The organism is Imperialibacter sp. EC-SDR9, assembly GCF_902498805.1.
In the GTDB taxonomy this organism is placed as follows: Bacteria; Bacteroidota; Bacteroidia; order Cytophagales; family Cyclobacteriaceae; genus Imperialibacter.
This window is the reverse complement of record NZ_LR701588.1, coordinates 1-25,896: the sequence shown is the minus strand read 5'-3', so window position 1 is coordinate 25,896 and position 25,896 is coordinate 1. Positions and strand designations below refer to the sequence as shown.

Annotated in this window: 22 protein-coding genes; 6 read left to right on the top strand and 16 right to left on the bottom strand. The window is 49.4% G+C overall.

The window, feature by feature from the left end; genetic code table 11:
• Positions 1-242 precede the first annotated feature (242 nt).
• The 6 genes from GC130_RS15825 to nirB form a co-directional block, all read right to left on the bottom strand.
• A complete protein-coding gene (locus tag GC130_RS15825; RefSeq protein ID WP_151999310.1) occupies positions 243-740 on the bottom strand; it encodes a DUF3368 domain-containing protein in 498 nt (165 codons plus the stop codon).
• Between the two features lie 2 nt (positions 741-742).
• A complete protein-coding gene (locus GC130_RS15820; protein WP_151999309.1) occupies positions 743-1,003 on the bottom strand; it encodes a UPF0175 family protein in 261 nt (86 codons plus the stop codon).
• A 126-nt stretch (positions 1,004-1,129) separates the two neighbouring features.
• Positions 1,130-1,816 (bottom strand): response regulator transcription factor, encoded by a 687-nt coding sequence (locus GC130_RS15815; protein WP_151999308.1) that lies wholly within the window; start codon positions 1,814-1,816, stop codon positions 1,130-1,132.
• A 3-nt stretch (positions 1,817-1,819) separates the two neighbouring features.
• A complete protein-coding gene (locus GC130_RS15810; protein WP_151999307.1) occupies positions 1,820-3,637 on the bottom strand; it encodes a type IV pili methyl-accepting chemotaxis transducer N-terminal domain-containing protein in 1,818 nt (605 codons plus the stop codon).
• A 24-nt stretch (positions 3,638-3,661) separates the two neighbouring features.
• On the bottom strand, positions 3,662-4,030 hold the full coding sequence (gene nirD, locus GC130_RS15805; RefSeq protein WP_151999306.1) for a nitrite reductase small subunit NirD: 369 nt from the start codon (positions 4,028-4,030) through the stop codon (positions 3,662-3,664).
• A gap of 41 nt (positions 4,031-4,071) precedes the next feature.
• Entirely contained in the window at positions 4,072-6,561 is a 2,490-nt protein-coding gene (gene nirB, locus GC130_RS15800) for a nitrite reductase large subunit NirB (RefSeq protein ID WP_151999305.1), read from the bottom strand.
• Positions 6,562-6,650: 89 nt separating this feature from the next.
• Here nirB and cobA point away from each other — a divergent pair, with 89 nt between their 5' ends.
• A complete protein-coding gene (gene cobA, locus GC130_RS15795) occupies positions 6,651-7,424 on the top strand; it encodes a uroporphyrinogen-III C-methyltransferase (RefSeq protein ID WP_151999409.1) in 774 nt (257 codons plus the stop codon).
• Positions 7,421-8,020, top strand: coding sequence for a DUF4202 domain-containing protein (locus tag GC130_RS15790; RefSeq protein ID WP_226940517.1), 600 nt, complete (start codon positions 7,421-7,423; stop codon positions 8,018-8,020). The genes cobA and GC130_RS15790 overlap by 4 nt, the downstream gene beginning before the upstream one ends.
• Here GC130_RS15790 and GC130_RS15785 read toward each other — a convergent pair.
• The 7 genes from GC130_RS15785 to GC130_RS15755 all read right to left on the bottom strand — a co-directional run bounded on the left by GC130_RS15785 (position 8,017) and on the right by GC130_RS15755 (position 15,857).
• The gene (locus GC130_RS15785) at positions 8,017-8,388 is read right to left on the bottom strand and encodes a hypothetical protein (RefSeq protein ID WP_151999304.1); all 372 of its coding nucleotides are present in this window, start codon (positions 8,386-8,388) and stop codon (positions 8,017-8,019) included. The two genes, GC130_RS15790 and GC130_RS15785, sit on opposite strands and share 4 nt — an antisense overlap.
• 184 nt (positions 8,389-8,572) lie before the next feature.
• Positions 8,573-9,370, bottom strand: coding sequence for a tRNA pseudouridine(38-40) synthase TruA (truA, locus tag GC130_RS15780; protein WP_151999303.1), 798 nt, complete (start codon positions 9,368-9,370; stop codon positions 8,573-8,575).
• 85 nt (positions 9,371-9,455) lie between these two features.
• Entirely contained in the window at positions 9,456-10,694 is a 1,239-nt protein-coding gene (locus tag GC130_RS15775) for an endo-1,4-beta-xylanase (protein WP_151999302.1), read from the bottom strand.
• A gap of 137 nt (positions 10,695-10,831) precedes the next feature.
• Positions 10,832-11,683, bottom strand: coding sequence for an alpha/beta hydrolase (locus GC130_RS15770; RefSeq protein ID WP_151999301.1), 852 nt, complete (start codon positions 11,681-11,683; stop codon positions 10,832-10,834).
• Between the two features lie 21 nt (positions 11,684-11,704).
• Positions 11,705-12,628, bottom strand: coding sequence for a 5-dehydro-4-deoxyglucarate dehydratase (locus tag GC130_RS15765; RefSeq protein WP_151999300.1), 924 nt, complete (start codon positions 12,626-12,628; stop codon positions 11,705-11,707).
• 260 nt (positions 12,629-12,888) lie between these two features.
• Positions 12,889-14,418, bottom strand: a complete 1,530-nt coding sequence (gene garD / locus GC130_RS15760) for a galactarate dehydratase (protein ID WP_151999299.1) — start codon at positions 14,416-14,418, stop codon at positions 12,889-12,891.
• 2 nt (positions 14,419-14,420) lie between these two features.
• Entirely contained in the window at positions 14,421-15,857 is a 1,437-nt protein-coding gene (locus GC130_RS15755) for a GntP family permease (RefSeq protein WP_193217880.1), read from the bottom strand.
• A 244-nt stretch (positions 15,858-16,101) separates the two neighbouring features.
• Here GC130_RS15755 and GC130_RS15750 point away from each other — a divergent pair, with 244 nt between their 5' ends.
• Complete coding sequence (locus GC130_RS15750; protein ID WP_193217879.1) at positions 16,102-17,079, top strand: hypothetical protein; 978 nt, start codon at positions 16,102-16,104, stop codon at positions 17,077-17,079.
• Between the two features lie 498 nt (positions 17,080-17,577).
• On the top strand, positions 17,578-18,549 hold the full coding sequence (locus GC130_RS15745; protein WP_151999297.1) for a hypothetical protein: 972 nt from the start codon (positions 17,578-17,580) through the stop codon (positions 18,547-18,549).
• 353 nt (positions 18,550-18,902) lie between these two features.
• On the opposite strand, the gene GC130_RS15740 is transcribed toward GC130_RS15745, so the two are convergent.
• The 3 genes from GC130_RS15740 to GC130_RS29085 all read right to left on the bottom strand — a co-directional run bounded on the left by GC130_RS15740 (position 18,903) and on the right by GC130_RS29085 (position 23,601).
• On the bottom strand, positions 18,903-22,070 hold the full coding sequence (locus tag GC130_RS15740) for a glycosyl hydrolase (RefSeq protein ID WP_151999296.1): 3,168 nt from the start codon (positions 22,068-22,070) through the stop codon (positions 18,903-18,905).
• Between the two features lie 281 nt (positions 22,071-22,351).
• Positions 22,352-23,131 (bottom strand): hypothetical protein, encoded by a 780-nt coding sequence (locus GC130_RS15735; RefSeq protein ID WP_151999295.1) that lies wholly within the window; start codon positions 23,129-23,131, stop codon positions 22,352-22,354.
• 341 nt (positions 23,132-23,472) lie between these two features.
• Complete coding sequence (locus tag GC130_RS29085; RefSeq protein WP_255471522.1) at positions 23,473-23,601, bottom strand: hypothetical protein; 129 nt, start codon at positions 23,599-23,601, stop codon at positions 23,473-23,475.
• A 66-nt stretch (positions 23,602-23,667) separates the two neighbouring features.
• Between GC130_RS29085 and GC130_RS15730 the strand changes: the two genes are divergently transcribed.
• Positions 23,668-23,982, top strand: a complete 315-nt coding sequence (locus GC130_RS15730) for a helix-turn-helix domain-containing protein (protein ID WP_151999294.1) — start codon at positions 23,668-23,670, stop codon at positions 23,980-23,982.
• A gap of 2 nt (positions 23,983-23,984) precedes the next feature.
• Entirely contained in the window at positions 23,985-25,250 is a 1,266-nt protein-coding gene (locus GC130_RS15725; protein WP_151999293.1) for a type II toxin-antitoxin system HipA family toxin, read from the top strand.
• The last annotated feature ends 646 nt before the right edge of the window (positions 25,251-25,896 follow it).

Here is a 25,896-nt window from a genome sequence, read left to right as displayed (position 1 = left end):
CATGTAAAAGTACGTACTAACACTTAAATTACGTAGATTATAGATAAATAATTACGTAATTATACGTAAAAATATAATATCCATAGTTTGGAGCTTGACAAATGAATATTTGGCAATTTCAGAACGTTAAAAGGCTTAGAAATTGAAGCCATGCAAGTGATTAACCAGTTATACTCTTGTGGAGTTCATAGAACAGGGATGTGTTTATCGTGGGAGGGTGGCTTTGGCTAACAATAGCCGCCTTAAATCCCGTCAAGGCTGTTTTCACCTTTTTGAATGAGGACAGTGTTCAAAAGCTCAATAGAATAGTATCTTTTATTGAGTAGAAATGTTTCGAATATTGGTCTTAATTCTTCAATCAGCCCCTTGTCCTTCGCTAAGGATAGTATGCCAATGGTTCCGACGCATTTCATTCCAAAATTCTCAGCTATATTTCTGGCTTTTTTATCGTCGAGCAGTAGAAAGTCAGCTTCTAGTTCCTTGTACAGCATCACAGCCTCCGACTCACCAAAATCCATTACAACGGTTAGCTCATTGAAGCCTTTCACCTTCTGCACCCTAGCCTTAAAGTAGTCGTAGATCCTACTGTAGAAAGATGTGGTTTTGTCCAGACAAATCTCAGCCCATACGGCTTGGGGTATTTTGACATCGTCGAATAAGGCGTCTAGTACATGAAGCTTGTTGGCAAGTGCCAGGGAGAAAATCGGCCCGGAATCAGCAATTACAAGGCCATTCTTCATTGCTATTGAAGTTTTTGACTGTCACCCATTACATCTTCAATCGTAAGAGTTGAAATAGGGATATTGTTTTCAGAAAGGAGGGTTTCAAATGCCAGCCTTGATACCCCTGCTAACTGCGATGCTTTTCCTATAGTCAGTTTTTGCAATGAATATAACCTGATAGCTAAAGAGATTTTTATATCTTTTTTAAGGTCGTTTTCACTCTCGTTGAGTGCAAGTAAGATATCAGAGGGGAAATCTACAGATATTGTCTTGGTGCTCATATTCTTGCAGAAGTTTATTAAAAATACGAATAATTTTGACCTTTCCTCAAAGCTAAACCAGTATGGGTCAGCTATTCAAGAAAAGGTTGAGCTTGCATGGCTCCAGAAAATAACCAGGCCACCAGACTATTGGTTCAACTCCAAAGCCTGTTTCAGAGAGGTATCTCCGTCAATTTTACGTAGAAGTTCGGCCAGGTTATTGGCATCGAGCTTTTTCATGATGTTGAAACGGTGGGTTTCAATGGTTCGGACGCTTTTGTCGAGCTTTTCAGCTATGTCTTTGTTGCTTTCGCCTTTGTAGATCAGGCTTAAAATTTCCTTTTCCCGCTTTGTCAGGGCATTGTCCCCGGTTTCTTGTGGCGTAGGCGTGGCAGCGGTTTTGTTTCTCAGGTTGAGGTAGTGCTGCACCAAAATATTGGAGATATCACCAGTGAAGTATTTTTCTCCTTTTTGAACCGTATGAATGGCTTTGAGAAACTCTTGCTTGTTGGAGCCTTTAAGTAAATACCCAGTGGCGCCCATTTCTACGGATTGAAGGATATACTCCTCATCTTCATGCATGGAAAGTACCAGGGCTTTGGTGGAGGGTGAGTAGGCTTTGAGCTGGCGAATGGTTTCGATTCCATTCATTTTTGGCATGTTGATGTCCACAATCAAAATGTCGGGCTGCTTGCTTTTGCATTTATCCAGCGCTTCCTGCCCGTCGGAGGCTTCACCCACTACCTCCAAATCTCCTTCACTTTCCAATAATATTTTAATGCCGTTCCTTACAATTTCATGGTCATCGGCAAGGACTACTCTGATAGCAGGCATAGTTTATATAGGTACTGTTATAGCGATATGTGTTCCCGTTCCCTTTTCGGATTCAATCTGGAAATCAGCATCTACAAAAGCGGCTCTTTCTTTCATGTTGAAAATGCCATGCCCCGATTCCGTAAAGTGGCCGGTTTCCTCCAGTTGTTTGTAATCGAACCCTTTGCCGTCGTCAACTATACTTATAGTGAGCTGACTCGGATTATGGGAGAAAGTTATCGTTATTTTTTTAGCTCCCGAATATTTAATGGCATTATTCACACCTTCTTGTACAATCCGGTAGATGTTCATCTCAATATTGTTCTCTAACCTATTGATGAACTGCGTTTTGTCTACGAACTCAACCTCAATTTCGGATACCTTGTTGACCTCAGTACAAAACTTTCGCACGGCTGGCACCAAGCCAAAGTCGCTCAGGCTGCTGGGTGCCAGATTGAAGGACACACGGCGAACCTCTTTCATCACGCTGTTGAGGAAATGCTTGATGTCATCTAGCCGCTGTCTGTTGTGGCTGGCTCCGGTCAATGAAACGGAATCCAGGTTCATCTTCATGGCGGTGAGCATTTGCCCGATACCGTCGTGAAGCTCTTTGGCAAGTCGGCTGCGTTCTTCCTCCTGACCTTCAAGTATCAGCACCGACCTGTAGCGAAGCTCGTTCACGCTCTTCTCAATTTTTTCACGGTTGAGCTCCCGGGCCATCATTTGCGCTTCCTTCACATCGGTGATGTCTCTGCCAACCACCATTAGTTCATTGCTGCCAGTGCGGTTGGTGGTAGGAGTAATGGTTAAGTCAAGCCAGAGGAAGTCTCCCGATACTTCAGTAAATTTCATTTCTCCCGTCCAGGTTTTTCCCTCACTCAGAAGTTTTTTTACACCTTCTATGGCATCTCTCTGGTGTCCGTCCTGCCTGAAAAAATCGAAAAGCGACTCGGGTAATTTGGTGGTTTCGTCAACAAACTTTTCCCGCATAAACTCCGATGTCCAGTAAATGGCACCGTCGTCTCTGGTTTTGCAGAGTACTGCATAGCTTTTGGGCTCTACCTTTATGGCTTCCAGGTCTTGATATGACTTGCCCAGCTCCACATAAAGCCTGTTGATTTCGTGCGCCATCCGATTGGAGGACAGCTCCGACTCTGCGAGGTTTTTAATGGTTTGGTTGACGTTTCTGGCAGTGGGCTGAAAGATGAAAATGAACTCAAGGATTATAATGGAGAGGGAGATGGCCACCAATATGAGCTCGGTAACGCTTAGTTTATCAACCCTGGCCCCTGCTTCCTTGTCATACTGAAACACGATGTCGTCCATGGCGGCAAGGAATGGCCCTTCGTTCCTGAGGATAGTGCCGGTGAGTTCGTTTATTGCAACCTGGAGTGGCTCATCAAAAGTGGAGCGGGAAGCCACTTTGGCTATCAGGGCTCTGGAATTTTCGACAATAGTGATGTAGTAAGGGGTAATTGTTTCAAACATCGCTTCAATTTGCCGACTGTTTTCCCCCTTGAGACCAGCTGTGGTATCGCCTTTCAACAAACCATTGTGCGAGGTTTCCCAAAGATCAACCACGTTTTTCAATTCGCCGGCATACTGTTGCATCTCCTCCAGGCTCTCCGATTGGGAAATCAGCAGCGCCGCTTTTGCTATCCGCTGGCTCAGCATCCGTTGCCTGCCTGCCACGTTGATCACGTGAGAATCATCCTGCTGGCTTGCGATGAAGTTCTGAATAAGCACCTGACTAATGATAATGATCGCAGCTATACCGGATAGCGCCAGAATGTAGAACCTACCTAACCTCTCAAATTTGGATCTTACGTGCTTTTGGTTCATGGAATCGACAACTGCTGCCCTAATTTAGGACAAACCTATGTAAACAACGCCTTCCTCCACCCGGATTGGATAGGTGTCGATGTCGCAGGTATCGCCATTGAGGCTTTTGCCCGTTAACAGCGAGAAGGTTTTTTTATGGAAGGGACAGGCCACTTTGGGCTCTTCTGCCTGCGAGCCGATCATTCCACGGCTCAGGATCATTTGCTGCTTATGTGGGCACATATTCTGGCATGCGTACCACTCATTTCTGGCGGAAAAATTGAAAACGGCGATCTGTTTGCCTTCAACGTATACGCAGGCCCCTCCGTTTTCAGGGAAGTCCTCAACCCTGGCGGCCAGGTGCCAGTTAACAGTGTCGGTCAGTGTTTGGGAAGTATGTTGGTTTGCAGTCATTTGTTTGTCGTTTTTATGATGTTGGCTTGCAGGACAAGTGGCTACCACCCTGCGGGTACTTTCTGAGCTCTTTGCTTGTCAAATTTAAGTGACGGATCTGCTTCGGGGCTATTCACAAAGTGTTTGAACCGGGCTCTCAAAGCCGGATTGTTTACCACTTCTTTCCACTCACAGGCATAGGCTTCCACCAGCAATTGCATTTCGGCTTCCAGCTGTTTGCCCATGCCCAGGGAGTCTTCCACCACCACTTGCTTCAGGTAGTCCAGGCCTCCTGCCAGCTTGTTCATCCATGTGGCTGTGCGATTAAGCGGCTCGGCCGTTTTGATGTAAAACATCAGGAATCTGTCGATATAGGCAATACATGTTTCTTCATCAATGTCTCCGGCGAGCAGCACAGCATGCTGGGGATTGGCGCCACCATTGCCGCCTACATACAGGTTCCAGCCTTTTTCAGTGGCAATGATGCCAAAGTCTTTACTCAACGCTTCAGCGCATTCCCGCCGGCAGCCCGATACGGCACTTTTTATTTTGTGTGGTGCTCTGAGGCCTTTGTACCTTTCTTCAATTCTGATGGCAAAGCTCACAGAATCATGCAGGCCATAACGGCACCATGAACTGCCTACGCAGCTTTTCACGGTGCGTAGGGCTTTGCCGTAAGCGTGGCCACTTTCGAAGCCAGCGTCGACCAGCTCCTCCCAGATGTCGGGTAGCTGGTCAATTCTTGCACCAAGCAAGTCGATGCGTTGCCCTCCTGTTATTTTGGCATAGAGGTCATATTTTTTGGCCACCTCACCGATGATAATGAGCTTTTCTGGCGTGATCTCTCCGCCAGGTATTCTTGGAATGACTGAGTAAGTACCTCCCTTTTGGATGTTGGCCAGAAAACGGTCGTTGGTATCCTGAATGGTGTCCTGCTTGAGGATGAGGCCATTCCAGGCGCTTGCCAGTATAGAAGCAACGGCAGGTTTGCAGGTTTCGCAGCCATGTCCTTTGCCATAATCATTGATCAGCTGGTCGAAGGAATGGATATTGTTGAGTTTCACCAAATCGAAGAGCTCCTGCCTTGTGTAGTCAAAGTGCTCGCAAAGCACCTTTCTCACCTTTTTACCCATTTTTTTAAGCGTGGCGGTCAATATATCGTTGACCATAGGGCTGCAAGCACCGCATCCGGTACCCGCCTTCGTACAGGTTTTTAATGCCGCAAATTGCTCTACACCGTCGCCTTCAATCGCCTGAACCAGCGCTCCCTTAGTCACATTTTCGCAAGAGCAGATCTGAGCGCCTTCAGGTAGCATATCCACAGTGTTTCCAGCAGATGAACCCTGACGACTGGTGTCTATTACCAGGTCTTCGGGATGTGGTGGCAGGGCCATTCCGTTCAACATCATCTGAAACAGCATGTTGTAGTTGCTGGCGTCGCCCACCAGAATGCCTCCCATGAGTTTCTTTCCATCTTTGGAAATGTTGACCCGCTTGTAGATGCCTGCGTTCTTGTCTTCAAACACGATGGACTTGTATTGATTTCCCTCGTCGAGGGCATCGCCAAAGCTGGCGACGTCCACACCGATCAACTTTAACTTGGTTGACATATCCGCACCAGCAAAGCCTTTTGTATCAGCGCCTGTCAGGTGCTCGACAGCTACCGTTGCCATATCGTAGCCAGGAGCCACCAGTCCGTAGGTCATGCCTTTGTAGGAAGCCACTTCGCCAATGGCATATATATCGGAGTCACTGGTCAGCGCTGACTCATTGATTTTGATACCGCCTCTTTCTCCTTTTTCAAGCCCTGATTCGTTGGCCAGTTCGTCTCTCGGCCGTATACCGCAGGAAATGATGAGCATTTCAGCCTCAAGCGGAGTTCCGTCAGTGAAGGTTACGGATGTCATCGCTTCATCGCCGTCGATGCTTGCAGTGGATTTGCTTAAATGGATATGAAGGCCCATTGACTCCAGTGTGGATTGGAGCATATTGGATCCAGCCTCATCCAATTGCCTCGGCATCAACCTGGGAGCAAACTCTATCACATGCGCCTCCAGTCCCATGTCCATGGCTGCTTTGGCAGCTTCAAGCCCAAGCAACCCACCGCCTAATACAGCTGAAGTCTTGGCGTTTTTGCTGTAGGTTTCCATGGCATCCAGGTCTTCTACTGTCCGGTAGACAAAAACGCCCGATTTATTGGAACCTTCAATAGGTGGCACGAAAGGAGTGGAGCCAGTGGCTAGTACGAGCTTGTCGTAGTTGAAAGTCCTCCCTTTGTGTGTGGTGATGCTTTTGGCTTCTCTGTTGATGCCGACCACCATTTCACTGGTAATAAGTTCTATCGCATTCTCCTCATACCACTGCCTTGGTGCCATTAGTAGAGGCTCTACTGACTTGTGAGCGAAGTACTCACTTAAATGAACCCTGTCGTAGGCAGGACTTGGCTCTTCGCCAAAAACCGTGATTTTGAAGGCTCCAGGGGCTTTGCTGACAAGCTTTTCGCAAAACTTGTAGCCCACCATGCCATTCCCAATTACAAGTACGTTTATCATAATTACGTAAATTAATTACGTAAAAATACTTAAATTAAATTAAGTAATGCTAGTTTTACTACGTAAAAAATATCAAAACTTTGAAAAACATGGTTTCAGGCAACAAAAAGACTCCCAAGCTCATTCTGGTAGGCGCTGGCCCAGGCGATATTGAGCTAATTACCATAAAGGCAACCAAGGCACTCCAGTCGGCTGATGTTGTATTGTATGATGCCCTGGCCAATGAAGAATTGCTCACGGAGTATGCACCAAACGCACAGCATGTTTTTGTGGGCAAGCGAAAGGGACTCCACCATGTGCAGCAGTACTATATTAATAAGATGATTGTGCGATACGCCAGAAAGCACGGAACGGTGGTGCGGCTCAAAGGAGGTGACCCGTTTGTGTTTGGCCGGGGCTTTGAAGAGATGGATTATGCTATGAAACACGGTGTAGAAACTTCTTATGTGCCAGGTATCAGCAGTGCTTTCGCCGTTGCTCCTTTGGCAGGCATTCCGTTGTCTGTAAGAGGCGTGAATGCAGGGATTACAATAGTGACTGCCACAGCAAGCGACGGAAGCCTGACTGAAGAGTTGGACTGGGCTGTGGCTGGCAAAGGCACCGTGATCATTCTAATGGGAGTGAGCAAGCTGAACGAAATAGCGCAGCTGGTTTCTACACACAGAGGTCATTCTGAAGTCATGGCAGTGATAAGCAAGGGTAGCCAGCAGGATGAAAGGAAGCTTTTTGCGCCCGCCAGTTCTATTTATAAGGAATCGATGGTGCAGGGAATTGAAACTCCTGCTATCATTGTTGTAGGTAAAGTGGTGGCGAGTGCTTTGCAATTGATAAAATCTCAGTTGGCCGCTGCCGAGATACAATGAACATGATTTCAGAAGAAGAAAGACTGAACCTTGCGCTGGCCGACATCGACAGCGTAAACAATGAAGACCCAAGGCTTGTAGAGGTCGATGGCAAGCCATATCCTACGGAGTTACTCTACAGTGTACGAATGACTGAAATGCTGCACTTGTTTGCCCCTCACGCTAGAGCGCAGTTGCAAATAGCAGCAAGAGGCCAGCACATTGGCCGTTGGAACAGTCCGAGAAACAGCTTTCCGATGGACAGGCCCGGCTACCTGAAGTGGAGAAACAAGCTTAAGCTGTACCATGCCGATCAGTTGTCGGGCATCATGGAAAAAAGAGGATTCCCACAAACCGACATTGATATCGTGAGGAACCTGATTATTAAAAAAGGTGTGAAGCAGGAGGGGGAAGTGGCTACGCTGGAGGATGTGGTGTGCCTGGTGTTTCTTAAGTACTATGCTGAAGACTTTGCTGCCCAGCATGAGGAAGCCAAAGTAATTGATATTCTACAAAAGACGTGGGGTAAAATGTCTGAAAGATGCCACCAGTGGGCGCTTTCGATGGAATTGCCGGACGGTGTCTCTGCGTTGGTCAAGAAGGCTTTACAGGCCTAATCATTAGCCCTGGGATTAGGGAAAAGGTCGGTCTCATCTTCTTCGGGCCGCTTGTGCAAGCACTGAAAATCCTTTTCTACAGCGAGCTTTATTTCGAAGGCGGTATTGGCATTGAGTGTTTGATAAATGCCCTCTTCGTCAGACTCAGACCAGCTTTTGGCCAGGCCAAGAGGCACCTCAATCTTAATGATAGCGCCTGAAAAAACCGCCTTGAATTCACCGTTTTTGTTGGTGGCCAGGGTGTAGCCAAACGATTGGTGATCGGAGAAGGGAAGCTTTTCGGATACCTCACCTTTGTCAATCAATTCGTCGATTTCATGTTGCTCCAGACGGAGCCTTATGCTGTTACCTCTTAGCCTTAACTTCATAATCTGACTTATTGCTCAAAAATACGAAAAAATACTTAGACGTTCTCTATTTAGAACTTGATTCAAGGCAGGCCATTTACTTTGGGTCGGGAAGTCCATTTGTCGCCATTTAGCTTCTCGCTAGGAACCAGACCGATACGAACTAAAACGCCACGACAATGAAATTGGCCCTTGGCACCCAATCTCAATCACTCAATCCCACCTTCAAAAAACTACTAAAGTCTTCTTTTGGCTCGATCTTCAAATAGGGGTACTCTACCCTAGACAAGTAAAGGCCATTGGGCATTGCGAGAATCATGTTAGGCACAACAATTGTGTTTTTCAGGATATTTTCAAACTCTTCGAAGCTCAACTTCCTGGTGCCTATTTTCAGCAGATAGGCGACCAAAAGCCGTACCATGCTCCTGAGAAATCGATCGGCAGTGATGGTGAATCGCATGCGTTGTCCATCATGACTAACGTACAGCTTAGCTTCGGTTACCTTGCAATGTGTGTGCTTGTAGTCGTCGGGCCGTTTGCAAACAGGTTTGAAATCGCTGTAAAGGGGCAGTATGGCCGCAGCCTTTTTCATCGACTCATAGTCCAGATCACGCAATCTGTTGTAGCACGAGCTGTACTTGTGCAGCACCGGGTCTTCGTACAAATGGATAAAGTAATCGTAGGTTCTGGAGTTTGCGTCATACCTACAGTGCTGACCCTCTTCCATTTCCAGCACCTCATACACTGTAATGTCTTCCGGCAGGTTTTTGTTGAGGCGAAACTTCAGATCGAAGTCAACGTCGTGCTCAATGTCGATATGCATCATGTACTGACTGGCATGCACGCCACTGTCGGTGCGCCCGCAACCATACACAGTCACAGGGGCTTTGAAAATCTTATGCAGGGCTTTTTCTATCGTTTCCTGTACACTGGTGGCCCGGGGCTGCCATTGCCAGCCGTGGTAGTTGCTGCCGTCAAAACCAATATGCAAGAAATAGATCATTCAGTCGTTCGCTTAGAATGCGTCAAAGTAAGCGAGTTTCAATCGATCTATTGCCAGGGCTTTCTTTTAAAAGGAGCCATTGGTCCTATTGTCTAGTAAAGTTCACCTCCTTTGGTACGCCGTTGATGGTTATTTTGTATTTACCATAGAAAGCAGAAACGACATATTCTCCTTTTTTGTTGGCTACTCCTGCCCCTTTTGTCCACCACTCCTTAAAAATCAGGTTTTGATAGGCTTCAAGCGCTGGGGTAGGCGACCAGTCACGTTTGTAAAGCGAGGAGGCTTTGATCCAGTTATTACCTTCCCAGAATCCCCACATCAGTATGGCCTCAACTGCCGGGTGAGCAAAACAGATCCGGTAGTAGTCGGCCATCTCTTTGGCTCTTTGCAGTTCCTTGGCTGGCGTCATTGTCGGAGGGTTGTCGCTTAAATACTGAGACCGTTGCCCCGGCATATTGAATTCAGTGACCCGGATGGGTAAATTGAAAACAGCAAGCGAATCCAGGCACCGCTTCAGCTCCACCCGGTCAAAAGTGTCGGTATGCAGATGCCCCTGCACACCAATGCCGGCAAGAGGCACTCCCTGCTTCAACAGGAAGCGAATTTGTGCCATGTAGTCATCCAGTCGCTTGCCGGTAAGGATGTCATAATCGTTCAAAAAGAGCTTGATGTCAGGGTCGCCATTGCGGGCCCATTGTGCCATCTGTTTGGTGATCTCAGGCCCCAGGCGGTCTTCGTAGTAGTTACCGTGGATCATTTCATTATTAAGGTCGTATTCCACAAAACGGCCTTTGTACTTAGCAGTCACGGTTTCTGCTCTTGTCTGAAGCGTTTGCCTCAGCGTGGCATCATCCATTTCTTTAACCCATGGCTGCACAAATTTCTCAATACCCCAGAAAAGATTGTGTGCCCTCAAGGGGATGTTGTTTGCTTCGGTGAAGCTTAGAATCGTGTCGATAGTCGCATAGTTAACCTGGCCCTTCTCCCGCTCCATGCTGAGCCACTTCACAGCATTTTCGGTGACTGCCGAGTTGAAGTTTTCCAGAAACTTCTCTTTGTAGATTTTTTTGTCAGCTTCCGACCACCCGCCTGCTATACCGTTGCCAATGGCTGCCCCAAACCAGAAGTCGTGGCTTAGCTGCTCTACGGTGACTTTGTCGCCTGGCTTGGCCTTTATCACTAGCTGGCCCTTACGATTTTTGACGATGTCATTCTCATTGCCTGCATATTGGGCATTCGCCTGAGTGGGGAAAGTAAGTTGTATGAGCAAAAAGACAACGAGGGTAAGGAATCCTTTTACGATAGCTGCGTTTATATTTTTCATAGAGGTAGTTGAAAACTTGTTGAAAGTAGCTCTTTAAACGTCTAAATCCACGTGCTTTTACGGTGGCGGTCAATGGCAATCTCCAATGGACGTCGCCTATTGCAAAGGATGGCCGATTTGCTATTGGCGGTTGATGCCTACTCGATGACCACAGTTGGTTCCGAATCTAGATATCCCAGCGACTGCAAAAAAACGTCGCTTGCTTCCAGGGTCTTTTTATAATATTCAAAATTCGTGTAGTTGAAAAAGCCGTGTCCCTGACCTTCGTACAAAATCAACTCACAGGTGTTCCCCATTTTTTCCATGGCCATTTTGAAGTACTCAGCAGTTACAACTGGCACAAGGTTGTCGTTGGTGCCCAATAGAAAAATAGTAGGAGGCGCTCCTTCCTTGATGTTGTGCAAGGGGGAGAAATCTTTGTATTGCTCCTTCACTCTCACATAGCCATAGGCACCGGGCCCGCTGTCAATCACAGGATTGTAAAGCACCAGCGCATTCGGCACACAGCTGACAGACAAATCATCGGAATCTTCATTGTATTTGTCTTTATCGGTCAAAGCAGTTGCTGCTGCCAAATGCCCCCCGGCTGAGCCCCCGCCAGCGACTATTTTGTTCGGGTCTATGCTAAATCGACTGGCATTTTTCCTCACAAACCTCATGGCCGATTTGGCGTCTTTTAGTGCTTCAAATGGCGTAGTGCCATTTTTGTTTTCTGTTCTATAGTCGGCCAAAAAACAGACCATGCCCCTTTTCGCCAAATACTTCGCCTGATTTTCGAGATGGTATCTGTTGCCACTTTTCCATCCGCCGCCAAAGAAGAAAACCATGGCTGGGTAAGTTTTTGAGGTGGTGAAGCCAGGCGGAGTGAGTAGCTCCAGGTATAGCCTGGTGGTATCGACTTGCTTGTACAATACTTCCGTTTGCGCCTGACTAACCGACCAGATGAAGCTGAATACGAAGCTAAGAGCGAAGACGATGTTTTTGTTCATTCTTTTGTGTCTTTTCAGGGGTTATGCTGAAAGGTGAGCCGAACTTTTAATGATGTTCTCAAGCGTCTTTACTTCGTCAACGTTCGGCATGACCAGCGGTGCTCTCACCTCTCCGGCACTTCGGCCGATGAGCCTTGCACCTGCTTTGATCAGGCTCACTGCATAGCCGTTCTTTTTCGACCGGAGCCTTACGAATGGAATGTAGAATTCCCTCGTGATTTTGGCAACTGTTTCTTTGTCACCCGCTCGCAGACTTTTGTAAAAGAGATTGGCCAGCTCAGGTACAAAGTTGAAAACAGCCGATGAGTAGGTATTGACTCCAATCGATAGGTAGGCCTCGGCAATGATCTCCGCTGTGGGAACGCCCCCAATATACGACAAGCGGCTGCCTACTGATTTGATGGTGTCGTTTAGCTCCTGCATGTTGCCTGTGCCATCTTTTAACCCGATAAAGTTATCGCAGTTGTCGGCCAGCTTTTGGATATAGTCGGCGGAAAGCACCCCGTTGGCCCGGTTGTAATAGATGACAGGGAGACTGGTGTTGTCCATAATGGCCTTGGCGTACTCATAAGTACCGTCTTTGGGGCACTCAGTGAGGTAGGGAGGCATCAGCAACAAGGCACTCATGCCTGCTTTTTCCGCTATTTTGGCGAAGGCGATTGCCTCCGGAATGCTGCGACCAACACTGGAGATCATCGGCACCCTTGCCTGCACCGTTTCGGCGGTTACTTCAACGATTTTTTTATACTCCTGCTCCGACAGGGAGAAGAACTCGCCCGTGCCGCCGGCTACGAAGATGGACGACACCTTGTGCGTCACAAACCAGTCGAGGCGGGAGGCGTAGGTGGTGGGGTTGAACTGGCCTTTTTCATCCATATCGGTGATAGGGAAGGAGAGGAGGCCGTGTTCAAGGGAGGCTTTTATTTGAGTGAGGGTTAGTGACATAGGTATGACGTGTATGGAAATAGATTTGTTAGATTTTGGATTTATAGAATCAGATTAGACATTTTAGTTAATACACCTTTTTGTCCTCAAGCCGGATAGGCTCTTACTTTTTCTTGACAAAAAGTAAGCAAAAGTCAACGAAAAATTAACGCACAGGCCATTTATCCCGCAACCTGCCGCCATTTTTCGCCCGCCCACCATAATGGGCGCTTCTAAGTTTTAAGATTCAGGATCACTATAATAATTTCTTTCAGCATTGTTTATGTCAGAGGCCCGGGGTTAAAGAGTACCAGATCATTGTATAATCCCAGCTTGTCTGTCGATACTTTTTTGGTGCCACTGGCCACGTCGAGGATCAGGTGGAAAAGCTCCCAGCCCATTTCCTCAATACTCTTTTCGCCGAAGGCAATTGGGCCAGCATTAAAATCGATCAGGTCGAACCATCGGTCGTTGAGCCTGGAGTTGGAGCTCACCTTGATTACCGGCACCATCGACAAACCGTAAGGCGTGCCCCGGCCGGTAATAAATACGTGCATGTTCATGCCTGCTGCCAGTTGCAAAGTGCCGCAAACGAAGTCGCTGGCGGGTGTGGCCACAAAATTTAGTCCTTTTGTCCTGATCTTTTCTCCCGGTGCCACGACGTCCACTATGGGGCTGGTGCCAGATTTGGCAATAGAGCCGAGTGCCTTTTCCACGATATTGCTCAGCCCGCCTCGCTTGTTGCCGGGCGAGGTATTAGCGCTGCGATCTGCCTGCCCGGCCCGCAGGTAGTCGTCGTACCACTTCATTTCTTTCTTCAGCGCTGCGGCTACCTCTTCGTTCACCGCCCTGGGCACCAGCAGGTGAATGGCGTCACGTACTTCTGTGACTTCCGAGAACATCACCGTTCCCCCGGCCCTTACAATGAGGTCGGAGGCAAAGCCTGCCGCCGGATTGCCGGTCAGGCCTGAGAAAGCGTCGCTGCCGCCGCACTGCATGCCAACAACGAGGTCAGAAGCAGGGCATGTTCCCCGCTTACGTTGGTTTAGTTTCTTCAGGTGCTTTTCCGCCATGTCCATGATGCCGTCCACCATTTCTTCAAAGCCGGTGAATGCCTCGTCCTGCAGGTAGAGCACAGAGCTATTGTTATCATTGTCGGGTAGCAGTCGCTCAGGTCTCAGCTTTTCGCAGCCCAGCCCCACCACCATTACCTCATCGCCAAAGTTGGGGTTTTGGGCAATATGCCTGATGGTTCGTATCGGAATCATAGCTGACGGAGCGTCGATGGCAATGCCGCAGCCGTAGTTGTGATTGAAAGTGACTACATCGTCTACGTTGGGGTAGAGAGGAAGCAACTCTTTTTTGATTTTGCTGGTGATGTAGTTGGTCATACCGGCCACACACTGCACACTGATGGTGATGCCCAGCACATTTTTGGTACCCACAGTGCCGTCTGCGTTTTTGAATCCCTGAAAAGTATAACCTGTCAATGGCTCCACTTTTGGCACCGGGTGCGGTGAGAAATGAATATCGTCCAGGTCTGGTGGCTTTGGCATCTCAATATTCGTCTCATTCACCCAGCTTCCAGCCAGTAGAAGCGACTTTGCATAGCCGATCTCCTGCCCATACCGGATCACCGGATCGCCAGTACTGATATTCTCCAAGGCTACTTTGTGACCCATGGGAATGCTTTGGGTAGTCACGATTCCTTCGGGCAAAGGAGTTCCCTTCTCCAAACCAGAGGGGCTTGACACAATGCCCACATTGTCGGTGGGGCTCGTTTTGATGACTATATTATCTGATACACTCATTGTCAGGCGAATGGGAAAAAGTAAGACAGAACCATGACGGCCACAAAACCGGCCAAGCCCATGACGGTCAGCAAATAGGAGAAAAACCGGATAGTTTCTTTCTCTTGCATGCCTGCCATTTTAGTAATGATCCAAAAGGCACTATCGTTCATCCATGGGAATATTTTTGAGCCGCAGCCAATCACAATGGCCAGGTACACCGGATGAAACCCGAACCCATGTGCACTGCCAAATCCATTCATAACTCCCACGGCAGTTACCATGGCAACGGTGGCCGAGCCTTGCGCAGTTCTTACCACCACGGCGATGAGAAAAGCCAGAGGCAAAATAGCAGCTTGAGAGCCTCCTGCCAGCTCACCGATTTGTACGCCAATGCCTGTTTGCTGTAGCATCTGGCCAAAGGTGCCGCCAGCGCTGGTAATCAAAATGATCATGCCAGCACTCATCAGAGACTCTGAGACATTTTTTTGAAACAGCTTGGCATCTTTTAGCCTCACCCACATCAAAGACAGCGCTATGGTAGCAGAAATGAACAGGGCGATGTTGCTGTCGCCGATGATTTTGAATGTGTGTAGCAGGAAAAGCTGAAATTCGCTGGTGCCTTCAGCGTCCGGATCAATCGTCATTCCGAGGAAGGTATTGCCTGTGATGAGTAAAATAGGTAGCAGGATAGGCAGCAACGATATGGCCAACCCTGGTAGATTCTTGCCCTCAATTTCTGACGTCGCCTTCAAATCCTCCACAGGCATATCTGCCGTGCTCCTCATAGGCAAGTCCCATTTTTTGTTGGCCCACAAAGCATACAAGTAGCCGCAGATGACAGTAATAGCGCCGATGGTCAGACCGGCGATCATCATCACGCCAATGTCCACACCCAGTTCTTTTGCCACATACAGCGGCCCTGGCGTGGGAGGCACCAGCGAATGGGCCATTACGCCACCTGCAATGGCACACATCAGGTAAAGGCTGAACTGCTTCGGATTTCGAATGCCCATCGACTTCACAAGCGGAATCATCAGGTAAAAGACGGTGTCGAAAAAAACAGGAATCCCCAGGACAAAACTTCCCGAAAGAAAAGCCATCGAAGCATTTTTCTGTCCAATGACATTCATAAGACTGCGGATAATGCGCTCAGCGCCGCCGCTTTTCATGAGGGCGGCACCGATAATGGAGGCCAGCAGAATAAGGATGCCGATTTTGCCTACCGTATTGCCAAAGGCATTGGAGAGGCGGCTGCCGATGGTTTGCACGGATAGTGCCAGTGCGCTGGTATCGCTCATGTTGCTATGAATGGCGTAGTCGTAAATTTGGTCCTGAGAAGTGAGGATGCCGGTGACAAGGGCTGCCAGAAGGAGAGAGAGCAAGGCGTGCAAACGCAAGACAATGATGCAGAAGAGGACGATAGCGATGCCAATAAGTACTATTACGAGTGGGCTCATTCCGTGGAGCAGGTATGGGTGTGGTAAGCAGTTTGCCACCGAATCGATCATCCGGATGATAGTTTACCGGGATGGCCAATGCAGTGGAAGGTAATCTATAAAAAGACTTGCAAACTTTAAAATGTGATATCGCTTTGCGGTATAGGATTGATTCAGGAGCCCATGTTTGGTGGTTTTCTGGGATTTGTATCCGGTGCGTGCTATTTTACAGAAAAAACAACCTTTAAAAAAACTCTATCACAATATGCTCACAAAAATACCTGCCGCTTTTGTCCTCAGTTTGGTACTCTTTGGCTGCACAAACGGCCCCGTTGGCGACACCTCTGCATTTCTCAACACTCCCGACCTCGTAGCGTTCTGGACTTTTGGTGAAGAGGCCGGGCAGCAGAGGGAATCCCTGGGCGGAAGCCAGCAACATTCGCTGTCGGAAGTAGGCGGGCCCATTGCCCGGGCTGATGTTGGCCCATTCTCAGGCTACTCTGCCTACCTGAACGGCAAGCAATACATGAGCATTCCTTACCAGGAAACCGGCGACCTGAACATTTGCGGGCCCGATGCGCAGGTATCGATGTTCGCTGTGGTGAAGATTTACGACCTCAAGCAAAGCCGCACCATCGCAGGCATGTGGAGTGAAGGCAAAGGAAAGGACGACGACACAGGCACCCGCCAGTATGCCATGCTCATGAACATGCCTACCTATGGGGGCCCCAGGCAACTCGTACCGCATATTTCTGCCGAGGGCGGCGTCACCATGCGTGCCGACAGCACAAAGTTCCCCTGGTGTGCCGACTATGCCGCTACCAAACAGGAAGTGCCGGAAGAACGCTGGTGTACGCTGGCCTTTACCTATGACGGTGAGTTTATCAAAGCTTATATCGATGGGGTGCTTGATGAGAGAGCGCCCGATCCTGTTAATGATAAAAGAGATGATCCCTATTTCATGCAGGAAGGTCCTGGTGGCGGCAACAGAGGGATGAACCCCTACTACCACGGGCGAGGCATTTTCTGCTACGACCCTGAAATCCATTCCGAGACCAAACCTGGCGGTGGCTCCGACTTCACAGTGGGAGCACGGTACGCTGTAGGCTCCATGCTAGGAGAAGCCACCATTGGCTACTTTGGTGGCCTGGCAGTGTTTGATAGGGCGCTGACTGATGAGGAGGTTTTGAAGCTGCATGAGGCGAGTAATATTGCAGCGCTGAGAAAGCTGGACGACAAGTAATAAGCTTACTTACAGCTAATGCCTCCATACCACGCCGTCATTTCCTTTAGGAGCTGACGTGCTTAAAGAAACACTATCTACAGAAGCAATTAAAGAGGTTACTATCTGCGCCTCCACAAATAGTAACCTCTTTAATGCGTTTCGAAGCAAAGCCGACGTGGTCTGATCTACACAGACTACAAAAGTTTTGCTGGACAGTCCAGGTACGCTGCGGTTGCTTGCTACGATTCGGTTACCAGCTTTGGCTGTTGGGGCAAACTTTTGTAATCTCCTTCACCGCCGCCCTCACACCCAGTTTCAGGGTGCGTCTTCACACCCGGAATCGACTCCATAAAAAACGGCACCGCCTTCAGTGCCTCTCTCAGTTCGTGAATGGGGTATGAGGAGCTTATTCGCCATACAGATCATTTTAAAGCATATTATATCGGTTAACCCAAGTAAAGTGACCGATCTTTGACATATTTGAAGTCATAACCTTTTTGCACTGTCGGCCTCCAAATGAATAATATAGCTTTTGTAACCATTGCCACTGGCCCATTTTCCCGAACCTGCAAGGCAGAAGCGTGTCTTGAGTCGCTGTACAGAATAGCAAAATACACCGGGCCGTCGTTTTTGATTACAGATTCGCCTGGCTGCCACGATATCAATGGCATTAGGAAAAATGCAGGCTCGGACAATATCGAGTTGATAGCCGTAGAGAGCTTCTCCAGGAAAATAGATTCTCCAGTCGGCTTCTTAAAACAAAGTGTAGCAGGAGTGCCTGTTTGGGTGCCAAGGTTTATTTCGCCCATGAAGCGACCGAAGGCGAAGTCGCTGAAGGCAGAGGTATTCAATCTGATCGATGAGCCGGAAATAGACATACTTATCTACATAGATGCAGACGCTATCTTTCTGAGAGAGGAGGGGCTGGCTGACTTGCTGCATTTTGCTGCTTCAGGCTGGGACGCCGAGGGAGTTAAGTTCAGGGTCAACCGATTCCCTGACGAGCAACATCCCAAAAGAAAACTAAACATTCATACCGGGTTTATGATTGCTCATCGGACTCTTTCCAGAAAAGCGCTTCAGCATTGGAGCCAAATGATGGCAATTAAGCAGCATTGGGTGAGAAATTTTTCGGATAAGGAAAAATACCTTCGGGCGTATGAGCAGGTGAGAGAGGAGCAGGGGAGTCGGGGGTACATGTCAGTGTTTCCAATACCAAACAATAAATATGAGGTCATTCTCGATCCAGAGAATGACACAGGACTGATTGGCCACATCACCAGCGGGCGTATCAAGCACCACGGAAAAATGAAAATTGAAGAATACCTCTCAAGGCTGGGATTAAAATCTTACCCCGCCGGGTACTACACGCTGCCAGGCATGCCGCAGTGGATGATCAATGTTTTCTATTTTGGATACTTTGGTTACTACAGAAACTATAAAATTGAGAAGGTCTGGAAAGGGATCCGATCAAAATTTAATGGCTGACCGGCAGTCGCTGCACAGATAAGGCCTGCATAACATGCCGTCATTCGCTCCTTCGTCGCCATCGGTTTGACGTTGGTGTGGAGAGGGCAGATGTGCATGCACTTCTGCTCTAAAAGGCTGCTTAACAGCTAAAGCCACCAAAGACATCGTCATCTCGACACGAAGTGAGAGATCTCCCTGACCTGGCAGTGTTTTTTAGTCGGCTCACTGCCATCATCATGGGGATGCCGTTCCACGTCGGCTCCCTCGTTCCTCGGAATCGGCATGACGCTGGTTTGGCGAGGGCGAATCTGCTTATGCCGTGGTTGTTGCGAGGGCAAATGCGGCCTTCTGCCCCCATCTTATTCTCCAATTCACTTCTTCCCCTCAATATCAATCTTCGCATTCTCATTCATCAGCTTGTCGTTGAGTTGGGTCACTTGCTTGTCTAGCAGGGTTTGGAATTCTGTTTGTACCCGCACCATGCGATCGTTCAGCACGCCTTTTACCTCGGCCTGTTGGTTGGTGGGCTTAAAGTCCACTCCCTTGGCCGTGATGTCGCTGGCCAGCGCAGACAGTCTGCCGTAGAGCTGCATCGGCGTGCGGAAGGCGTCCTCACGAGCGCCTGTCATGTGGATGTCGTAGAGCTGACCCGCAATGGCAGTGGCCTGGCCCTGCACCGCCATCAGCTCTTTCTGGAGCTTGGCATTTTTGATCGTGGGGATCATCTCCTCCAGCTCCTTCCTGATCCACTCCACCCGGTCAATCATTTCCACCACGGTGTTCAGAGCGTCACGCAGCTGCAGCGAAAACGCCACCTGCTCTTCTATTTCCTGCTGGGTGCCTTCCGTGGAGGGATCTTTCAGCACATCGACGGTTTTGGTAATTTCCGTGTCGCCTACCTTTATCTTCACAAAGTATTGGCCTGGCGCCACTCGTGGGCCAAGCTGACCACCCCAGAGGTCCAAATCCCAGGTCACCAGCGGTCGCCAGCCTTCGCCGTTCATTTCCACCCAGGGGCGGCCTTCTGGCTTCGTCCTGAGCTTGGGCTTAAAAGTGGGCTCGTAGCGCAGGTCCCACATGGTACGGTTAACGCCCGCTGCTTGCTTACCTTTCAGGGTGCGAATCACCTCCTGCTGCTCGTTGAGGATGGCGATCACTACTGGCTGTTCCACAGAGTCCTTCAGGTAGTAGTTCACACCCACACCATAGGCAGGGTTTTGGCCTGAGTTCAAGCTAGGCCCATCGGTTTTGATGGCTTCTTTCTCCTGAAAGCGATAGGCATTGCGCAAGTCAAACGCATGCACGGCTGTCGCCTGCACCTCTTCGGAAAACTGCCGGATAGGGGAGATGTCGTCCATGATATAATACCCACGGCCGTAGGTGGCCACCACCAGGTCGTCGAAGTTTTCCTGAATGGCCAGCCAGTACACAGGCGCAGGAGGTAGGTTGTTTTGCAACGGCAGCCAGGTGGCACCATCGTTCGGTGAGTAGTACACGCCATTGTCGGTGCCGGCAAACAGCAGCCCCTGCTTCTTCGGGTCTTCCCTCACCACGTGCGCAAAACTCAGGATAGACTTAGGAATGCCGTCGCTGATCTTCTTCCAGGTCTTGCCATAGTCGGCCGTTTTGAAAATGTACGGGTCAAAGTCGGCCATCTGGTGCAGGTCGATGGTGATGTAAGCCGTTCCTGCGTTGTAGCGGGAAGGCTCGATGTTCGAGATAGTACCCCAGGGCGCCACCGGAATGTTCTTGCTGACGTTTGTCCAGGTTTTGCCGCCGTCCTGGGTCAGCTGCACTTGTCCGTCGTTGCTGCCTGTCCAAATCAGGCCTTTTTGAAGGGGTGATTCTTCCACGGCAAATAGCGTAGCGCCATCAAACGTCATCAGGTTGTCGATGGCAATGCCGCCGGAGTTTTGCTGGTGGGTTTTGTCGTTCAGCGTAAGGTCGGGGCTGATGAGCTGCCAGCTTTGGCCGCCGTCGTCGGACTGGTGCACATACTGGCTGCCTACGTACACCCGGTGCGGCGTATGCGGAGAGAAGCTCAGCGGGAAGTTCCAGTGCCAGCGGTACTTCAGGTCGGCGGGCTTCCAGCCATAGCCAGCTTCCGGCCACACCCTCACTTCCCTGGCATGGCCTGTGCGCATGTCGAAGCGCTGCAGCCCGCCATCGTAACAGCCCGACCAAATGATATTATTGTCGAGCGGATCAGGCTTGGCGAACCCGCTTTCGCAGCCGCCCACGCCCTGCCACAAGCCGAGCGGAATATAGCCTTGCAAGCTGTTGCTCGGGCCACGGTAGGAGTAGCCGTCCTGCCGGTTGCCATAAACGAAATAGGGAGCGTTGTTGTCCACAGCCACGTGGTACATCTGCGCAATGGGCAGCACCACCCGCTGGAAGGTCTTGCCATGGTTCAGGCTGATGCTGGCACAACCATCGTGGGCCACCATCATGCGGTCGGCATTGGTAGGGTCAATCCACATATCGTGGTTGTCGCCACCACCACGGGGAGGGCGCTTCTCCAGCGTTTTGCCTCCATCCAGCGACTGCGAGAAGCGAACGCTCAGGAAGTAGATTTCATTTTCATTAGCGGGAGAAACCGCTATGCGGGTGTAGTAGGGTGCCCGCTCCGCCATGTCGTGGTGGTTGCTCACCAGCGTCCAGCTTTCACCGGCATTTTCTGTGCTGTACAGCGCAGGGCTTTTGTCTTCGAACACGGCGTATACTTTGTTGGGGTTGCTGGGCGCTACAGCAACAGCTACCTTGCCAACCGGATGATTTTTCCCGCCAGGCAAACCCTTCTCGGTCATGGGCTTCCAGGTATCTCCACCGTCGGTGGATTTGTAGATACCGCCGCCAGCGCCTCCGCTGTTGAGGCCCCAGGTGTTGATATGGATCGACCACATGGCTGCATAGAGTACGTTGGGGTTAGTAGGATCCATGCTCAGGTCTGCGGCTCCCGTGTTTTCATCTACAAACAGCACTTTCGACCACGTCTTGCCACCGTCTTTGGTGCGGTAAATGCCCCGTTCCTGCTGCGGGCCGTAGGTATGGCCTAATGATGCTGCGTATACAATGTCCGGATTGGTAGGATGCACGATCACCCTGCCAATGCGGGCTGTTTTTGCCAGCCCCATGTTCGTCCACGACTTGCCGGCGTCGGTCGATTTGTAGATGCCGTTGCCGATGGAGTGCGCCGGACGGATCAGGAAAGTTTCGCCGGTGCCGGCCCACACGGTAGAGGGCTCAGAAGGAGCCAGGGCCAGAGAGCCGATGGAGGAAACGTTCTGGTCGTCGAAGATAGGATCCCACGACACGCCGCCATCTTCCGTTTTCCAAATACCGCCCGAGGCAGCGCCGATGTAGTTGACCATGGGATTGCCTGGCTCGCCCACAATGGCAATGGCCCGGTTGCCCTCAGGGCCAATGAAGCGGTACGACAGGTCGTCGAAGACCTTTGAATCGACCTGGCTAAATGATAGGAGGGGGAGGAGCAGACAGGCGGCTACGCCGGTCAGGCATTTGGAAACAATTGAGTTCATCTGTTTGGCTTAGGTTGTAAGCATAAGTCTACTCAATTGGCGGGAATGTGGAAAGGAGATTTAGGTGATCGGTGAATTAAAGAGGTTTCGAATTAAAGAGGTTACTCTCTGCGGAAGCTCAGATGGTAACCTCTTTAATCTCGGGCGCAGATGGTGTCCCCTTTAATCCGTTTCGTAGGGCAGCCGACGTAGAAGGAAATAGCTACGATTGGTGGCAAGGGATACCATCCCTCACTCGAAGCAACGCACATTTTACTGACGGTAGCCAGGTTTTGCCAGGCTTAAGATCCAACGGTTGGGTTAGCGGGATAAAAAAAGCTAAGGTATTTGCCTATCGGGGCAAGCCCCTCGTTTATCCAGGCAACAAACTCTCCATTCACTTCAGGCAACAGAGATACTTCCACCACAAGCATCCCAACGAGACCTATCCAGTACACAGGGTGCACAAACTTTTGTGTGGCCCAGTCATAGATGATCCCGATGATGATGAACAAACTACAGGCCAGCACACCAACCGGCAGTGACAGCGGATGGAAGCCGCTCAGGAAAAGGATAAGGCGAAAGAAACCAGCGCCGAGGGCGATTGAGCTGGCAACAATAATCAACCGCTTGTGGGACTGAAAACGGTGCTTAATAGCCATGTATATACCTGCCGAATAGAAGCCTACGAAAAGAACCAGGTTGGAAAGTATCAGTGGCCCATAAAGCAGCCAGATTTGTGGTGCTCCGTTGCGCATGGCGTCATCGACACGCACGGTAAGTACAACAACGCCCGTTAGTACCATCAATATGGCTAAAACAATACTGAGCCGGCCCAATCTCATGTGCAGAGCGCCTTTTCTTCTCGCAATCAATATCGCCTGAACGGGAAACAGCAGATACCAGAGGAAAAAGCACCAACCATGCAGATGCAAGACAATGCCGGACGGTGGGTACGATCCGCCAATAATAGGACCGAAATAAGTGAAAGAGAATCCGGCAAATCCAGTTGCACTTATGAGTATGGCAAGTGACGGGTAAAAGAGATGGTCTCTTCTGCTGTTGTTTTTTGTGATTTTCATTTACAAAAAGGCTACCTGGTAACTGAATTAAGCGACCCTGAAAAATTGTATCAGCCCAACACTACGAGTCGATGTCTCAATATAGTAGGGTATACTTATACCCGTCTCCATTATCCGCCAATTTAATTCCAATTTCTGCAAAAATGAATGGGGCTATTGGAGCAAACTTTTGCAGTCTTCTCTGCCGCCATCCTCACGTCCCGTTCCGGAGTGCTTCTCCCAGGTCGTTCCGGAGCGTGTCTCACACCCCCGTTTCCGGAGTGTGTCTCACACGCCGGAACCACCCCCTTTCCCCACAAAAAAAGGCACCGTTCCCAGTGCCTCTTTTCCGTATACAAGCATTATTCACTTTCTTGTTCATGCGGCACCTTGCCGTTCGACTGCGCCACAGCTGCAGGCTGGCCCCCACGTTGAGCTTTACCTTTCGGGCCGGTGCCCTGGTTGTAGTACTGGTCAACCCACGTATTCACTCGTCAGATTTTAATGTTTAATTTATTAAACTAAAATAGATATATTTGTTCATTATATTAAACATTATGGATAAGAAGAGCGCTATTTTACTTCCTAAAACACGTCGAATTCTTGAAACCGTCGGTGAACAAATAAAGCTGGCCAGACTGAGACGCAAGCTCAGTGGAGAAATGGTGGCAGAGCGTGCAGGAATCGGAAGAAATACACTGATTTCTATAGAACAAGGAAGGCCTTCCGTGAGTATCGGACACTACCTGAATGTATTGAAGGTACTGGGACTGGAAGCCGATTTTTTAACCCTTGCAAAAGATGACCTTTTGGGAAGAAAATTGCAGGATGCTCAATTAACCACAAAAGAACGGGCACCGAAGAAGAAATAGCCATGGCAAAAAGAGAAATATATGTTTTTGCAGACTGGCAAGAGGTGAATGGCCCAATTCTAATGGGCATGTTGACGTCAGAAATGCTAAGAGGAAAAGAAATTTTCTCCTTTGAGTATGATAAGACCTGGTTGTCATCAGGCTTCGCACAAACACTTGACCCCGATCTGCAACTTTATCCGGGCCCTCAGTACCTGAATGATGATAGTAAATTCAATTTTGGGTTGTTTCTGGACTCCTCACCGGACCGCTGGGGGCGAGTGCTCATGCAGCGAAGGGAGGCAGCGGAGGCGAGATGGCAAGAACGAAAACCCATCAAACTTTTTGAAACAGATTATCTGCTGGGTGTTTATGATGGTCATAGAATGGGGGCACTGAGGTTCAAAATCGAACCAGACGGGCCGTTTTTAAATAATGATGAACGTCAGGCAAGTCCGCCCTGGACGTCCATTCGGGAGCTTGAACAAATTAGCTTAAGACTTGAAGAGGAGGGAGCCATCGACCACCCCGACTACCGGCAGTGGTTAAACATGCTGGTAAACCCTGGGTCGTCGTTAGGCGGGGCACGCCCCAAAGCAAGTGTTTTGGACGCTGACAGCAACCTGTGGATTGCTAAATTCCCCAGCAAGAACGATAAAGGCGATATGGGGGCCTGGGAAATGGTCACCTACGAACTTGCTGTTGCAGCCGGTGTCCATATGGCTGAGTGCCAGGCTAGAAAATTTACCAGCGATTGCCACACATTCATCACAAAAAGATTTGATCGAACCAACGATGGCAGGCGAATACATTTCACATCGGCGATGACGCAGCTTGGCTACACCGACGGCGCCGATGCGGCCAGTGACGTTAGTTATCTTGAATTAGTAGACTTTCTGATGAGCAATGGTGCCAATGTAGAGGAAGACCTGCCTCAGCTATGGCGAAGGATCGTCTTCAGTATTTGTGTTTCTAATACCGACGATCACCTGAGAAACCATGGTTTCCTGCTGTCGAATGATGGTTGGCATTTATCACCCGCCTATGACATCAACCCGAACGAAAGTGGAACTGGGTTGAAATTAAATATCTCCGAATACGACAATGCACTGGAGCTCGGTCTTGCCATGGAGGTTCATACCTACTTTCGCCTAGATGCGCCAAGAGCACTGGAAATCATGAAGCACGTAAGGAGTGTGGTAGGCAAATGGAGGGAGGTAGCAGCAAAGTATGGTATTTCAAAATCGAGCCAGGAATTGAAGGCTGCGGCGTTCCAGGTGGTAGAGTGATTGGTAGAGGGCTGTAGTTCGAATTTATTATTAATGGGGATGTTTCCGCCATCAATGCGGCAGCCAACCCTAAAAGAGGGAAAAGGTGCGCTGCTCTGCATAGGCTGATTGCTGGTAGGGGATAAGCTGTTGCAAGGGTGCGGCAAGGAATTTTTTAGGTAGGGGAAGGATAGAACACCGGTGTTCCGATTCCTCTTAGGTAACTGCCGGATAACCAGCTTCCATAGCCACCATCACCTCCAAAGGTGGGCCAACACGATGAAAGGAGGTTACTATCTGCATGAAGCGCAGATAGTAACCTCTTTAATGCTCTCGGTCTGGCAGTGTTTTTGGAAGGGCTTATTGGCATTCCCAAGGGGATGCCGTTCCGGCGTCGGCTCCCTCGTGCCTCGCCATCGGCATGACGTTGGAGTGGGGAGGTAAGCTGTGCTTTTGCTTTGCATAAAACAGCCGCTGCCCGCACAAAGCCACCATAGCAGCTATCACTTCGCAGCGCAGCCGACGTGGAACGGAATCCCCCAGGGCAAACGCATTTAAAGATTGAGGACTTTTTCTCTGAACACTGGATCAAATCCTGCTTTAAACCTTCTCTGTCTCTTAGACTTTTTGTGAGGTGTTCTTTCAATAAGAGCCAGTGCCACTTTAG